Origin of the sequence: Dyadobacter sp. BE31 (genome assembly GCF_031457695.1) — a bacterium.
GTDB lineage: Bacteria > Bacteroidota > Bacteroidia > Cytophagales > Spirosomataceae > Dyadobacter.
The window spans coordinates 288,966-304,059 of record NZ_JAVDXA010000006.1; the positions used below are offsets into that span (position 1 = coordinate 288,966).

Genomic DNA, 15,094 nt, shown 5'->3' on the forward strand with positions numbered 1-15,094 from the left:
AACGCTTTTTTGTATCTGAATTTATTGCACAGCCTCCACTTCTGCGGGCCGCGGATGCAGTTCCGTGAAGAGCAGGTCGTAAATGATTTTGCCCCAAATGAGAATGCAAGGCACCGCTTTCACGACATATGGCCAGAAATAGGTATTCCGGATAAATGGGGGAAACACGTCGGTAGGAGATAGTGTGGTAAATATAAATGCCAGCACGAGCAGCACGTGGTTCAGTCTTGTCGGCGCTTGCAAGTAATACCAGACCGCCACGCCAGCAATGGCAATGATAAATGTCGGCGACTCCGCACGGTGGTTGAAAATCACCACCCATACCAGTACCGAAGCCAGCATTAATGCCCGGAAAACGTAGTTGCCGTATGATTTGATTTTGAGCAGCGGCAGGCAGAAGAGCGCCATGCCGACCAGGTTAACGTAAGCTTTGTTCACATCCAGCGAAAACCAGATTTTTAGCCAGCCTATGACGGAAAGGCCGTCGGAAAAGTCGCGGTCTGCGGCGAGGAGTTTCCACCAGGTTTTATACAGTACAACAAATTGCTCGGGTGTGACTGCGACGATCGGCAATATGGTGAGCAAAACAACCCATGCAGCGGTCGTGTAGGCCAGTTTGAGCTTGTTCGGGTACAGGAGATACAGTGCCAGGGCAACAATGCCGAAAAGTTTGATGAAGATCGTGGAGACGATGCACAGCGAGGCCATCCAGTATTTATCCCGTTCGAGAAACCCGAATCCAAACAGCAGCAAGCCGGCGATCAGTGCGTTACTCTGCTCATTTTGCGTGGCAGTGAGGAGCTCTACCAGCATAAAAGAGACCATCAGTCCCTTCGTCCGTAAGTCGATTCTAGGAAGAAAATAGACCGAAAAGAAGAGCACCGCCACATTGATCAGGTTCCAGAAAAACAGACCGACGAATGTAGGCATAATGGAAAGTATGCCAAAAACGAGTGCGAATGCCGGGCTGTATTTGAACAGGTCCCAATACTCGTCGACATGCCACCGGTACAGGTTCTTCCCTTCGATCAGGTGGAAGAAAGACTGTTTGAAAATGACGTAGTTGTTATAGGTAGTGTAAAGTTGCGGCTGATTCGCGAAGGTTTTGGGGTGGGAGAATACCGATTGAAGCGTAGCAAAGGCGGCAATGGCCAGTACAATAAAGAGGAGTGATCGCTTGCTGACCACCAGGCGGTTAAAAGCATTCATAAACTGAATAATCCCTAGCGTTGATTTTTCTTCAAAACTAGGGATTAATTCATCGCCGCCGTCAATTTTTCTGGTATCCCATCGCTTTCAGCCAACCTTCCATCGCGGCAGGCCAGTTCGCCAATGATCCTTTGTCTTCCGTACGCATGCCGTAACCATGGCCGCCTTTGGGGTACAAATGCATTTCAGCAGGGATCTTTTTCTTTTTCAGCGCGAGGTAATATTCGATGCTGTTTTCGACCGGCACGCCCGTATCGTCCATAGCGTGAACGAGGAATGCGGGAGGAGTTTGATCCGACACCTGCAATTCGTTGGAGTAATATTTAATCAGCTCATCCGATTTTTCAGGTCCGAGCAGATTGTCACGCGAGCCTCCGTGTGCGAGGGCGGGCGTAAGCGAGATCACCGGGTAAATCAATATAGAAAAGTTCGGTTTGCCGTCAGCTGAAGCTTTTTCGCCCATATTGTAGTGCGTCGAAATCGTGGCTGCCAGGTGGCCGCCTGCCGAGAAACCCATAACGCCGATCTTGTTCACGTCGATGCCCCATTTGGCGGCATTCTGGCGGATCAGCTTCATGCCTTGCATAGCGTCCATTAATGGCACCTCGTGCTGGTGGGCCATCGCTTTTTCGTTCGGCAGCCGATATTTTAATACAAAAGCTGAAATACCGCGTTCATTGAACCATTTGGCAAAATCACTGCCTTCGTGGGAAGCTGCCAGTATGCCGTAACCGCCCCCCGGACAGATCATCACCGCTGCTCCGGTTGCTTTCTCTTTGGGTGCAATGTACGCTGAAATTGTAGGTACCGTTACGCCGCTGATCCGCAGGATACCCTGCTCATCGGTAACCGATTTTTCTTCTACATCACTCTTTTTAAAATTGGGGACTTTGCCTTCCGGCCAAAGGTTCATGGTTTCTGTTTGCGCCATAGATGGAACTGATAATGCGAGCAGGCTCAAAACGGTAAGGATACGTGCTGTTTTTTTCATTGATTTCCCGTTGCTTTTCATCGAAAAGACACCTGTGTTGGCATTATACCCTCAAAATGGGTTGTAAAGACGCTGTTTTGAAGCCTAGGGTTTCGGCGGATTAATCATAATATGTGCCCTATGTGTACCCGGGTCCATGATCCAGGGCATTCCCGGAACGTCCGGTTTCAGGGGAAGGCCGGTACTTTCGGCGGTTGCAAAGGGAATATATACCACGTACCGCAGGTAGCCGTTTTTGAGTGCCCCGGTTGTGGCGTCGTAGTTATCCTTGGAGCCGGACAGGACGTATAGGGTCGACGATTGCTTCGGCATTTTCAATTTGCCTTCTTTTACTTCCTTTTCACGGATATCGAAAATTTCCTTTTGGTTCTTCCCTTCTTTGGCGAGCACGCGCCCCCGCTCCATAAATGCGTCGAGCTCCGCGAGGTAGCAAGATACGCTGATATCCTCTTTTTTGGGGTCATCGGCCAGGCAAACGAAGTCGTTGCTGCCCTCGCGCAGGATTTTGAATGTACCGTCAGCTGCGTAGCCGTACACTTTTGCTCCCGCCTGCTTATCCGACGGTGCAGCCATGACGGCCGTCTTGATTTGCACCTCGGCAGGAAGGATATTTTGTGCTGAAATTTCAGCAGCGACGCACAGCGCCAGGCAGGAAAAAAAAGTCGTTTTCATGATAGTAAATATAAGTAGGTGGTCCCTTATAGACGTAATTAAAATTATTATTGTAAAAATGACACGTATAGGTTTTGATCAGGCTAATGCTTTCTGATTCAAGGCCGAAAAGCGCTTGATTTACCTATGAACTTCAAAAAATCGCTTATCCTCTTTCCAGCCGGTTGTTTGCTGGCCGGTCTGATGGTCGCCTCTTATCAGCGTTCGAACCCCAGTACGATTGACGCCGCTTCGGCCGACACGCTTTACAAAGATCTCACGGATGCTCAAAAACGTTCGTCGAGATATGCCGTAGCAGGTCTGACGACGGCAAATAGGCTGGAAGCAACCCTTTTTACGTCGGAGCCGACGATCACGAACCCGACGAATATCGATGTGGACCATTTGGGAAGGGTCTGGGTTTGTGAAGCGTATAACTATCGTCCGGCGATTAACGGCAATCCCACAAAAAATGAGGGCGACCGCATTATGGTGCTGGAAGATACCAATGGGGATGGCAAGTCCGATAAATCGACAGTCTTTTATCAGGGATCGGAAATCAATGCGCCGTTGGGTATTTGGGTAATGGGCAACAAGGTGATTGTTTCTCAAAGTCCGTATGTGTGGCTTTTCACGGATGAGGACGGTGATTTGAAAGCCGATAAGAAGGAAGTTATCTTCGAAGGCATCGGCGGCGACCAGCACGACCACGGCATGCACGCGTTCGTATTCGGGCCGGATGGAAAATTGTATTTCAATTTCGGAAATGAAGGCGACCACCTGCTCGACGGCAAGGGGAATCCTGTGGTGGGCAAAGATGGTAAGCCAATCGATTTTTCGAAGTTGAAGCAGGGTATGGTTTTTCGCTGCGATCCTGATTTTACCAATATTGAAGTACTCGGGAGTAACTTCCGCAATAATTTCGAAGTAGCGGTGGATAGCTACGGCACCATGTGGCAGTCGGATAACGACGACGACGGTAACAAAGGCGTCCGTATCAACTACGTGATGCAGTACGGCAACTACGGTTATACCGATGAAATGACCGGAGCCGGCTGGCGTGCGAACCGCACAAACATGGAAGACTCGATTCCTTACCGTCACTGGCATTTGAATGACCCGGGCGTAGTGCCCAACCTGTTGCAAACCGGCTCAGGATCGCCGACGGGTATGGTCGTTTACGAGGGAAAATTGCTTCCCAAAGAATTCTGGGGTCAGATGATCCACTGCGAGCCCGGCCACAATGTAGTCCGTTCGTACCCTGTTGAAAAGGCAGGTGCAGGTTATTCGGCTAAGATCGTGAACATTGTGGACGGCAAACGTGACCAATGGTTCCGTCCGTCGGATATTTGCGTAGCGCCGGATGGCTCCCTGCTCGTTGCCGATTGGTACGATCCGGCGGTAGGAGGTCACCAGGCGGGTGACCAGGGTAAGGGCCGCATTTACCGCATTGCCCCGTTAAATACGCCTTATCGCATCCCGAAATCGGATTTTACGACGGTGGCGGGCGCGGTGGAAGCGCTGCAAAGCCCCAACCTTTCCATTCGTTACCAGGCATGGACAGCTCTGAACGGAATGGGTGCCAAGGCTGCGCCGACATTGGAAAAACTTTTTGCGAACAAAAATGCAGAGCCACGTATGCGGGCGCGGGCATTGTGGTTGCTTAGCAAATGGCCATATACTGCAAAGAAATCCGTTGACCTGGCTATCAAGGATGCGAATGCAGACATTCGGATTGCAGGACTTCGCGCGGCATCCGAATCGAAACACCTGGAAGTACTTCCGTATATCAAGGTATTGGTTAAAGACTCCGATGCACAGGTACGGCGCGAATGTGCATTGCTTTTACATCATAATCCGTCACCCGAGGCCCCCGCATTGTGGGCATCGCTTGCGCAGCAGTACGACGGAAAAGACCGCTGGTACCTCGAAGCCCTGGGCATTGGTGCCGATGCGCAGTGGGACTCGTTTTTCAAAGCATGGCTGGGCAAAGCAGGCGCTAACCCGGTCGCTACGCAGGCTGGTAAGGATATTGTATGGCGCTCGCGCGGGAAGGAATCTGTTCAGCTGCTGGCTTCGCTGGCGGGTGATCCGACGGTCGATTTGAAAAGCCGGCTGCGCTATTTCCGCGCATTCGACTTCAACTCGGCAGCTCATGAAAAGTCGATGGCACTGCTGAAACTTACGAATGGAACCGGTAAAGACCAGGATAAGGTGAATGAGCTGGTAATGCGCCACCTCGACCCTGCCTTTGTGAAGCAAACGCCCGAAGCAATGGCTGCATTGAAAAAGATGCTCGACGCGACTTATGGCACACAGGCTTACCTCGAACTCGTTGCCAAATATGAGCTTCCTTCCGAGAATCAGCGGCTTTTGACAATGGCCGAGGAACAATCGAATAGCCGTGCCGGATCGGCAGCGGCGTCGCAGCTGATCAAGCAAGGCGGAACGCCAATGCTTTGGAAAGTGGTAAAAGGGCCGGACGAATCCAAAAGTGTTGCTGTTTTGACCGCATTGAAATCTGTCGGCAGCAAAGATGCACTTGATATTCTCAGAACGGTAGCTACCGAAAGCGGCTTTTCAGAAAACCAGCAGATAATTGCGGCGAAATCCTTAGGCGGAACCATGAGCGGGGAAGACCAGGTGCTGGTATTGTTGAAAGATGGGAAACTGACCGGAGAAGCAAAAGCCGCCGCCGTACAGGGCCTTAACGGTGCCTGGCGGAAATCCGTAAAGCTGGAAGCCGCCAAATACCTGGATGGCCCGGCCGTAGCTGCCAGGAAACACCCCGAAGTGAAGGAGCTGGTAGCGATGAAAGGCGACCTCACCAAAGGCAAACAGGTATTCACATCCTATTGCTCGGTATGCCACCAGGTGAATGGCGAAGGAATGGATTTCGGCCCGAAATTGTCTGAAATCGGAAGCAAGCTCCCGAAAGAAGCCCAATATGCAGCCATTTTAGACCCGAGCGCCGGTATTGGTTTTGGCTACGAAGGCTTTGAAGTGACTTTGAAGGATGGTACCGCTGTTTCCGGTATCATTTCCAGCAAAACCGAAACCGACCTGATCCTCAAATTCCCTGGCGGTTCGACGCAGGAATACAAAATGTCGCAAGTGAAATCGATCAAGCAGCTCAAAGATTCGATGATGCCGTCCGGCTTGCAGGATGCGATGAGTACGGAGGAGTTGGTGAGTTTGGTGGATTATCTGAGTAATTTGAAGAAGAAGTGATAAAGCGAAAATAGGAGCCGGAAGGCTCCTATTTTCGCTTATTGGTGCTGGGATTCTGCCAGTTTCATGGCTTCGAATTCGGCCAGGACCTGCTTGAATTCCTCATGAGACTCTTCGCATTTGGCAAGTACCCATTGGCTAAATTTTCGCATTTCGCTTCGCAAATATTCCTTATCCTTCTCGGAGGCAGATTGATATAGTTCCGACCAGTTCTCTCCTGCTTTATCAATGGCTTCTTGTGTTGATGCAGTATACAATGCCTGTACCACCGCTTCTTTTTCCATAAGTTTTTCGGTCATTGTTTCAATTGTTTTAACACTCTTTCTAAGATTTTAATTTCTTCGTCGAGGCGTTGTAAGCGATCTAAAAGAATATTTAATTCTTCGTCGGTGTCGTTACCAGCCTCGGTCATTCTGTGGAGGGACATTTTAACAAGGCCCTTTTGGATGAGCTTCTCGGCAATTAAATGCCTGATTTTTTCTTTCATAAGTACTGATAGTGCATGTAATCCTTCTCTAAATTTAACCACCTTTCCCCTCAAAATCAACCTACTTCAAATCGCCGAAAGGTTACATTTTTCCGAAACTGCATTTCTTATTTCCCGAAATAGGAGGTATTTTTATAACGTTTTTTGAAATTATCTGCATCATCAAAAATTCGTTTTGAAACAATTCCCTATCGTGAGATCTGCGTGGTGTGCTGCGGTTCTTTTTACCTCCCTTTCATTTCAAGGTTTTAGTCAAGTTGCTGATTCACTGATAGTTGTTAATCCGGATAGTGCCTATGCGGCATTGTCGGAAGCGGAGCGGCGCTTCTCGCGTAACGCGGTTGCGGGCTTGCAGGCGGCCGACGGGCTCGAAGCGACACTCTTTGCTTCGGAGCCGAATGTGATCAATCCGATTAATATCGATGTCGACCATCGCGGACGTGTGTGGGCGTGCGAGGCGTACAATTACCGGCCTGCCGTAAACGGTAAATCTGAACTCGGGCAGGGCGACCGGATCGTCATTTTGGAGGACAAGGACGGTGACGGCAAGGCGGACGTTACCAAGGTCTTTTACCAGGGCCCGGAGCTCAATGCTCCACTGGGTATTTGGGTAATGGGTAATAAGGCGATTGTCTCACAAAGCCCCTATGTGTGGCTTTTCACGGATACCAACGGAGATGATAAAGCCGATACGAAAGAGATTCTTTTCAAAGGCATTGGCGGCGCGCAAAATGATGCAGGTGTGCATGCATTCGTGTTCGGGCCGGATGGCAAGTTCTATTTCAATTTCGGTAATGCGGGAAGGCAGTTGGTCGACGGCCAGGACCGTCCGTTGCTCGATAAATACGAAAGGCCGATCGATTTCAGGCAGTACAAGCAGGGCGTGGTGTTCCGCTGCGAGCAGGATTTTACCAAAGTCGAGATCATGGCCGAAAACTTCCGCAATGGCTGGGAAGTAGCTGTGGATAGCTACGGTACCATGTGGCAGTCGGACCAGGAGGAACCAGGGAACGGGGGCGACCGCGTGTCGTATGTGATGGAGAATGGTAATTTCGGTTATATAGATGAAATGACCGGCGCAAGCTGGCGCCTCAACCGCACCAACCTGGAAGACGAAATCCCGCGCCGTCACTGGCACCAGAATGACCCGGGAGTAGTGCCCGATTTGCTGGAAACCGGTTCTGGTTTTCCGATGGGTATGACGATCTATGAGGGCGATTTGCTGCCGCGGCGCTACTGGGACCAGATTTTGCTGGCCGATGCCGGGCAGGGTTACGTGAGCGCATTTCCTGTGCAAAATGACGGTGCCGGGTATAAATCAACAGGCATTCTGCCCATTCTGGAAGGCAAGCGCGACAAATGGTTCCGGCCGACGGACGTCTGTGTGGCACCGGACGGCTCACTGATCATTTCCGACTGGTATGACCCGGTAATGGGTTCCAACAAAATGAAAGACCGTAGCCGGGGTCGTATTTTCCGTGTTGCGCCGACGGGTACGCCTTACAAAATTCCGGTGTACGACTTGTCGATACCCGAGCAGGCGGTAAAAGCATTGCAAAGCCCCAACTTGTCGCAGCGTTACCTGGCATGGAATGCCTGCGTGAAGCACGGCTGGGCGGCGGAGCCGTTCCTGGAAGAGCTTTTCAGGTTATACAATGGAAATCCAAAGCTGCGGGCCCGTGCTTTGTGGGTGCTGAACCGCATAGAAGGTTTCAATTACCGAAACCTCGATATCGCTTTCCGTGAATTGAATCCGAACTTGCGCATTACCGCATTGCGGGCTGTACGGCAGCGTAACAGTGATCCGACGGAATATATCAAACGCCTCACCTCCGACCGCGACCCGCAGGTGCGTCGCGAATGCGCATTGGCTATCAACCATAACCACACCTACGAGGCATTAGACGTGTGGCTTCAACTGGCTAAGCAATACAAAGGCAATGACCGCTGGACCGTGGAAGCACTGAGCATCGGTGCCTACGATCAGTGGGAGCGCCTGTTTCCGGCATGGCTCGAAAGGCAGGGGCCGAAACCCTGGCTCAGCGACGCCGGGAAGGATATTATCTGGCTCGCGCGTACACGCAAGGCCATTCCATATTTGAGTGAACTGGCAGCCGATACGTCGGTGAGTTTCAAAAGCAGGCTGCGCTATTTCCGCTCGTTCGACTTTTTTCACGCGGGTTATGAGAAAACGCAGGCGTTGCTCAATGTGCTGAATGTTCCGTCTTCCGATCGGATCGAAGTGAGCAAGCTGGCATTGCTGCATTTGGATAAATCGTTTGTAACCAACTCCCAGCAGGGACTCACTGCTCTGAACAAGCTTCTCGACGAAACCTACGGTACCGAGCATTACATCGACCTGATGACCCGTTATGAGCTGGAATCGGAAAACGACCGGCTGCTGAAACTTGCTTTGAGTAAATCCGACGAGGTAATCGGCCGTGATGCAGGTGCGCTGCTGCTCGAACAGGCGGGGATTTCGTATGTTACCCAAAAGCTGGCCACTATGAATGAGGAAAAGAAGTCGGCATTGCTGGCTTCGATTCAAACAGTCGGTAGCTCGGAGTCGGTATACCTGCTACGCTCGGTATTGCTGAGTTCGGGCGAGCCAATGAGTGTGCGCAAGAACGCTGCGCGCTACCTGGGCGGAAGCTGGCCGGGAGAAGAAGCGGTAGTAAAGTTGCTGAGAAACGAACAGATCGACGGTGAGGTGAAGGAGGCAGCATTGGAAGGCGTGAAGAATGCCTTCCGGGAGGAGATCAAGGCGCAGCTGGCGCCTTATTTACCCAAACCTCCTGTGGAAGAAGTGGTAGCCGCCCCGGCGGAGGAGCCCAAAAGTGGTAAGAAGGAGCGACGGAAACGCAGAAAAAACCAGTAATAAGAAGATTGAGCAGTGATTTTGGGGTATATTTCCGGACTGTACATCTTTAATTCTGAAACAAAAACATCGAAACATTTATGCTCCGCAGAAATTTTGTAAAATCTACCCTTGGTTTGGCTGGTGCCGCAATCGCAGCAGGAGATGCATTTGCCACCGCTCCTATGGCCAAAAACAAGTTTAAGCTCAAATATGCTTCCCACTTCGGGATGTTTCAGAACAGCGCCGGAAAGGATCTGATCGACCAGCTTAAATTTATGGCAGACCAGGGTTTCATGGCGTTGGAAGATAACGGTATGATGGGCCGTCCGGTGGAGCAGCAGGAAGCCATTGCTAAAGAAATGAGCCGCCTGGGAATGGAAATGGGCGTGTTTGTGGTAGATAAAGGTGGTAATGGTGCCAATACACTGGCCGCTGGCAAGCAAGAATATATCGACATTTTTCTGAATGGCTGTAAAAAAGCGGTGGAAGTTGCGAAACGGGTGAATGCGAAATGGATGACCGTTGTTCCGGGTGATTTTGAAAGAAACCTGCCGATCGGCGTGCAAACCGGTAACGTAATCGACGCATTACGCCGTGGTGCCGAAATCCTCGAACCACACGGGCTGGTAATGGTGCTCGAACCGTTGAGCGATTCACCAAACCTATTCCTGAGAACTTCGGATCAGACGTATGAAATCTGCCGCGGAGTGAACAGCAAGTCCTGCAAGATCCTGTACGATATTTACCACATGCAGAAAAACGAAGGCCGCCTGATTTACAACATCGACCGCACATGGAGCGAGATCGACTACTTCCAGATCGGCGACGAGCCGGGCCGTAAAGAGCCCACAACCGGCGAGATCAATTATAAAAACGTGTTCAAATACATCTACGACCGCAGCAAGAAAGAAGGCAAGTCGTTCATTATGGGTATGGAGCACGGAAACTCCAAGCAAGGAAAAGAAGGCGAAGAAGCGCTGATCAAGGCTTATGTGGAGAGTGATGGTTTTACAATATAAGGCTGTAAGCATTAGGCTTTAAGCGATAGGCTATAAGCTATATGCTTTAAGCAATAGATTTTGCGATATACTAAAAAAACCGGGACTGTACAGCCCCGGTTTTTTAATTAGCTTACAGCCTAAGGCTTATAGCTTAAAGCTTACTGCCCTTAAAGAACCACTACCGAATTCTCAGTAGCATCTACGCCGGCAGGAACATATTTGTCGGCTGCCCAGTCGTTTTCCCACTTCTCGCCGTCGAGGATGTAACGGAACTGATATTCTCCGGCACCCAACTCCACGATGGTTTTGAATGAGCCGTCTTTTTGTTTTTTTAATGCGATCGCTTCTTCCGGGTTCCAGCCATTGAACTCGCCTACGAGGGCAATATTCTTCGCTTCTGACGCTGCTTCCGCAGGAACTGTAAACGTCACTTTGTAAACAGACTTACTTTTTACAAATTGTTTTGTTAATGCCATAACTTGTAGTGTTAATTGGTTGATGGCTCAAAGATACAATCAAAAATTATTCAAATCAATGAATATCAGTGTGCTGAATGTTTATGATCTTTGAAAAGTTATATAATAACATTTCATGCGACATTTTTTGATGTCGGGCCCTCAACCTATCTGAGCGTATATCTCATCCCTAAAAATGCCCTGATGCCCTGATTTGGCGCATATACGTACGATGGATCGAACGTTAGCCGGTAGGGGTTGTCCGGCGTTGCAATTACTTGTCCTTGCCCGTCAAATTTTACGTTTTTGTCGAACGGATCGTTCGCGCGGGCGATCGAGGTGGCAGGCGGAGTGAAGTTGAGCAGGTTTTTAACGCCGCCGTAAATTTCCAGTCCGTTGTCAAACTTTTTGGTTACCTGGATATTCTGCAAAGACCAAACCGGCGAGTTCGCGGCGCGGGGGTCGGTTTCACTCAACAGCGGCAGGCGCATTGGCCCGTAAATGTTCCCCGTGTAGTCGAATGAGAGCCCTGCTTTCTGTATTTCGTAGGAAACAGACCACGTTCCGGTGAACTTCTCGGTCAGTACGGGTCTGAAACGCACACCGTTTTCCTTCTGGAAGTTATCCATATAGGTACCGCCGGCAATGATTTTCAGCGGAAAAGGGAAGTTAAAGTCCAGATTGAGGCTAATGCCTTTCGAAACCGCGTAGCCATCAAGGTTATCGTAAATGATTTCGTTCGGATTGGTATCGTAGTCGGGCAGGATACGGTTGGTGAAATGGGTATAGAACACCGAAGCATCGATTCCGACGAACGAATTCCCCGTTACGATCTTCTTAACGACGTTGATATTCGCATTCCAGCTTTGCTCTGGTTTCAATGCCTCTTTCAATACGACTTCGCGCGAGCCGGTCAGCGCTGCGTGATCTTCGGTAAAAAGGTTCACGATGCGGAAACCGCGGCCGATATTCAACCGAATTACGTCCGTTTGATTGAACTTGTATTTGTAAGCCGCTCTCGGTGTGAAAATGCTTCCGTGGCGGCTGTTGTAGTCGTACCGCGCACCCAAAAGAATGGAATGCGGGCCGCTTTTGAACTCGTCCTGAATGAATATGCCTGGGAGGTAAATCTTGTCGGCGTGGTCCTGGCCGTCGGAGTAGCGGGTCGCGGGGGTATTGTCATTATAAAAAGTGTAGCGGAAGGGTGTTCCCATGAGCAGGCTGTGCTTCCCGATTTCCTTATCCCACAAAAACTGCGCGAATGCGATCTTCTGGTCGGCATTGAACGGCACGTGACCGTATGCCGAGTTCTGGTTATGTGAGCTGAAAGAGTATTGCAACGTAATTTTTTCAGTAAACGGTAGCTGGTAGTTCCCTAAAAGCTCGAAACGTTTGGTGTAAATACTTTCTCCATAAACCTCGTCACCGCCGCGGTAGGAGCGGTTCCATTGCATTTGCCCGCCCCAGCGGTCTTCATAATAGTAGCGTGCAGCCACATTTGCCTGCCGGTTGTTTTTCAGGTCGAACGACCATTTGTTGAAGATGGAAATGCGGTTCTGGAGTGTGAGATCGGTGAAGCCGTCCTTGTTGTTGTCGATCGGGTTTTGGTAGTTGAAATAATTGACTCCCAACAAGGAGCTGCTCTTTTCGCCTGGGGTAAATTTCACTCCGAGGTCCACATTATAGTCGCGCCAGGTGGTACCAAACACATCGGCCGAGAATACCGGCGCCTTCGACGGGTTTTTGGTAATAATGTTGATTAACCCGCCCACAGCTTCGGAACCGTATAGTGTAGACGCAGGCCCTTTCACGATCTCCACACGCTCGATCAGGCTGTTCGGAATGCCCGAAAGTCCGTAAACGGTGGAAAGCCCGCTCACCATCGGCATGCCGTCGATGAGTACCATGGTGTAAGGCCCTTCGAGGCCGTTAATGTGAATATCGCCCGTGTTGCAGACGTTGCAGTTCAGCTGGGGCCGCACGCCGTTCACATAGCTCAGCCCTTCAAAAATGCTCGGGACCGGGTTTTTATAAATGAATTTGGAAGTAATAATATCGACCGGTACCGGGCTGTCGAGCTTCGAAACTTCTTTCATAGTACCGGTCACAACCACCTCTTCCAGTGCATTAGCGCCCGATTTCATCACAAAATTTCGGGTAATGTCGCGGTCTATCCGCACATTCTTTTCGGTGATTGTGGGCAGGGAAACATAGCTGACGCGCACTGTGTAAGTTCCTTTGGGAATGCCGGCGAGCTTGAAATAGCCCGCGGTGTCGGCCGTGGTGCCGGTTTTTAGTTCATTGATATAAACCGATGCCCCGAATGCCGGGTCGGTCAGGCCTTCCAATGATATTTTCCCGGAAAGTGAAAATTGAGCCCAGGCACCGAATGGCAAACAACTGAACAATAAGAGTATCCGTAGCTTCATAGAATGGCCGAATTATTATTTTACTTGTATCTCAATATAAATTTAGACAAACCTAAAAATAAAACTTGATATATGAAAATTAAAAATTCGGTTATATTAAATTGAAGGGAAACTATCTTCGACGCGGCATTCGTTGTAACCTTGCCAATTTATCTGTAAACCAGTTTAACTCACTATGCTTAAAAGATTTCTGAAACCGATTAAACTGCCTGCTTCGGCGGACTGGGCGGTGCTGATCCTGCGGGTAGGGGTGTCGTGCCTTATGCTCACGCACGGTTACGCCAAACTCACGACATTTCTTGGCGGCGACCATTCATTCGCTGACCCGATCGGGATAGGCGAGGAACTGTCCTATGTACTGACTATCTGCGCCGAGTTCGGCTGTTCGATCCTCATTATCCTCGGTCTCGGAACCCGCGCGGCGCTCATTCCGCTGATTATTACGATGGTGGTAGTAGCGACGGTCGTGCATGCCAAAGACCCATTTGATATGAAGGAACATGCGTTATTGTATGTCTTTCCTTATATCGCATTGTTCCTGACAGGCCCGGGGAGGTTCTCGGTGGACGCGAAATTGTATCGGTAAAAACTCGAAGTACTGACAAACAAAATGCCTTCCGGTCAGGGAAGGCATTTTGTTTATATAAACTATTGCGACCATTTGGTAGGCTGGCGGTCCCAGCGGTGGGCTTTCATTTGCTCGGCCACTGCGGCGTCGAGCCGCACACCGTCGCTGACGGCCACGTTCGAGCGTACGTGCGGGAGCTTGCGCATGCCTGGGATTGTCGTATGCACATCGGGATTGTTGAGGATGAAACGCAATGCGAGTTCGGGCATCGTCATACCTGCCGGGATATCGGCGCGCAATGCTTCGGCATGGTCCACGCTCGCATTCAGGTTTTCGGGCACGAAATAGGTCGAGCGCCAGTCGTCGGCCGGAAATTTGGTTTCCTTGGTCAACAAGCCGGTGAGCGTTCCCTCATCGAAAGGCACACGGGCGATCACGCCGATGTCGAGCTTCCGGCAAAGTGGGAAGAGGTTATCCTCCGGCGCCTGGTCAAAAATATTGTAAATCACCTGTACGGCGTCGATCAGGCCGGTTTCGAGGGTTTTCAATGCATTGTCAGGCTCCCAGCGGTTAATGCTGATGCCCCAGGCTGCTACCTTCCCTTCTTGGGTTAGTTTTTGAATGGCTTCTTTCCATTCGTCTTCTTCCGCCCAGGCATCTTCCCACACGTGGAATTGCAGCAGGTCAATCTGCTCGGTACCGAGGTTTTGAAGGCTTTTTTCGGTGTATTCTACAATGTAATCGGCCGGAAATACGTCTTTCAGCGCGAATTCGGAGCGCGACGGCCATTGGCGGTTTTTGGGAGGTATCTTGGTGGCGGCGTAAATCTTTTTGTCGGGATTGCGTTTGATCAGCTCGCCGAGGATGCGCTCGCTCAGGCCCTCGCCGTAGCCCCAGGCGGTATCGAAGAAATTGACACCCGATTCGACGGCCAGGTCGAGAGAGTCGTCCGTCTCCTTGCGGTCGGAGCCTGTCCAACCCGCAAGCCCCCACATTCCATAACCTATTTCGCTGATTTCCCAGCCAGTTCGTCCAAAACGACGTTTTTGCATTGTAATCTGATTTTAGTGTTTGACCAATAAAGAACTTCTCTGCATTTATTTAATATAGAACGGATACCTTTGCAGCGCTTTTTTATTAGTGAGCCTTCTCGCTATCGTTCTTCAAAAAACAGGGTTTAAGTGAAAGAAAAGGGGTTAGTTAACGCATTGT

12 protein-coding genes are annotated in these 15,094 nt (G+C 50.3%); 4 read left to right on the top strand and 8 right to left on the bottom strand.

Annotated features, from left to right (window positions below):
- Positions 1 to 21: 21 nt before the first annotated feature.
- The 3 genes from J2Y43_RS26755 to J2Y43_RS26765 all read right to left on the bottom strand — a co-directional run bounded on the left by J2Y43_RS26755 (position 22) and on the right by J2Y43_RS26765 (position 2,872).
- Positions 22 to 1,209 carry a glycosyltransferase family 87 protein gene (locus J2Y43_RS26755; protein WP_309989677.1) on the bottom strand — a complete coding sequence of 396 codons (1,188 nt, stop codon included), beginning with the start codon at positions 1,207 to 1,209 and terminating at the stop codon, positions 22 to 24.
- Between the two features lie 61 nt (positions 1,210 to 1,270).
- On the bottom strand, positions 1,271 to 2,200 hold the full coding sequence (locus J2Y43_RS26760; protein WP_309989675.1) for an alpha/beta hydrolase: 930 nt from the start codon (positions 2,198 to 2,200) through the stop codon (positions 1,271 to 1,273).
- Between the two features lie 84 nt (positions 2,201 to 2,284).
- Entirely contained in the window at positions 2,285 to 2,872 is a 588-nt protein-coding gene (locus J2Y43_RS26765) for a hypothetical protein (protein ID WP_309989671.1), read from the bottom strand.
- 126 nt (positions 2,873 to 2,998) lie between these two features.
- On the opposite strand from J2Y43_RS26765, the gene J2Y43_RS26770 reads away from it, so the two are divergent.
- On the top strand, positions 2,999 to 6,082 hold the full coding sequence (locus tag J2Y43_RS26770) for a PVC-type heme-binding CxxCH protein (protein WP_309989668.1): 3,084 nt from the start codon (positions 2,999 to 3,001) through the stop codon (positions 6,080 to 6,082).
- 38 nt (positions 6,083 to 6,120) lie between these two features.
- Here J2Y43_RS26770 and J2Y43_RS26775 read toward each other — a convergent pair whose 3' ends face one another.
- The gene (locus J2Y43_RS26775) at positions 6,121 to 6,381 is read right to left on the bottom strand and encodes a hypothetical protein (protein WP_309989665.1); all 261 of its coding nucleotides are present in this window, start codon (positions 6,379 to 6,381) and stop codon (positions 6,121 to 6,123) included.
- Complete coding sequence (locus tag J2Y43_RS26780) at positions 6,378 to 6,569, bottom strand: hypothetical protein (RefSeq protein ID WP_309989663.1); 192 nt, start codon at positions 6,567 to 6,569, stop codon at positions 6,378 to 6,380. The genes J2Y43_RS26775 and J2Y43_RS26780 overlap by 4 nt, the downstream gene beginning before the upstream one ends.
- A gap of 175 nt (positions 6,570 to 6,744) precedes the next feature.
- On the opposite strand from J2Y43_RS26780, the gene J2Y43_RS26785 reads away from it, so the two are divergent.
- Together J2Y43_RS26785 and J2Y43_RS26790 are read left to right on the top strand one after the other, a co-directional pair.
- A complete protein-coding gene (locus J2Y43_RS26785) occupies positions 6,745 to 9,447 on the top strand; it encodes a PVC-type heme-binding CxxCH protein (protein WP_309989659.1) in 2,703 nt (900 codons plus the stop codon).
- An 80-nt stretch (positions 9,448 to 9,527) separates the two neighbouring features.
- Positions 9,528 to 10,448, top strand: coding sequence for a TIM barrel protein (locus tag J2Y43_RS26790; protein ID WP_309989657.1), 921 nt, complete (start codon positions 9,528 to 9,530; stop codon positions 10,446 to 10,448).
- Between the two features lie 149 nt (positions 10,449 to 10,597).
- On the opposite strand, the gene J2Y43_RS26795 is transcribed toward J2Y43_RS26790, so the two are convergent.
- Entirely contained in the window at positions 10,598 to 10,906 is a 309-nt protein-coding gene (locus J2Y43_RS26795) for an isoamylase early set domain-containing protein (protein WP_309989652.1), read from the bottom strand.
- Between the two features lie 146 nt (positions 10,907 to 11,052).
- Entirely contained in the window at positions 11,053 to 13,314 is a 2,262-nt protein-coding gene (locus J2Y43_RS26800) for a TonB-dependent receptor (protein ID WP_309989648.1), read from the bottom strand.
- A gap of 175 nt (positions 13,315 to 13,489) precedes the next feature.
- Between J2Y43_RS26800 and J2Y43_RS26805 the strand changes: the two genes are divergently transcribed.
- Positions 13,490 to 13,900 (top strand): DoxX family protein, encoded by a 411-nt coding sequence (locus J2Y43_RS26805; protein ID WP_309989645.1) that lies wholly within the window; start codon positions 13,490 to 13,492, stop codon positions 13,898 to 13,900.
- Positions 13,901 to 13,962: 62 nt separating this feature from the next.
- Here J2Y43_RS26805 and J2Y43_RS26810 read toward each other — a convergent pair whose 3' ends face one another.
- Positions 13,963 to 14,934: an aldo/keto reductase gene (locus J2Y43_RS26810; RefSeq protein ID WP_309989641.1), complete on the bottom strand. Its 972-nt coding sequence runs from the start codon at positions 14,932 to 14,934 to the stop codon at positions 13,963 to 13,965.
- Positions 14,935 to 15,094: the final 160 nt, after the last annotated feature.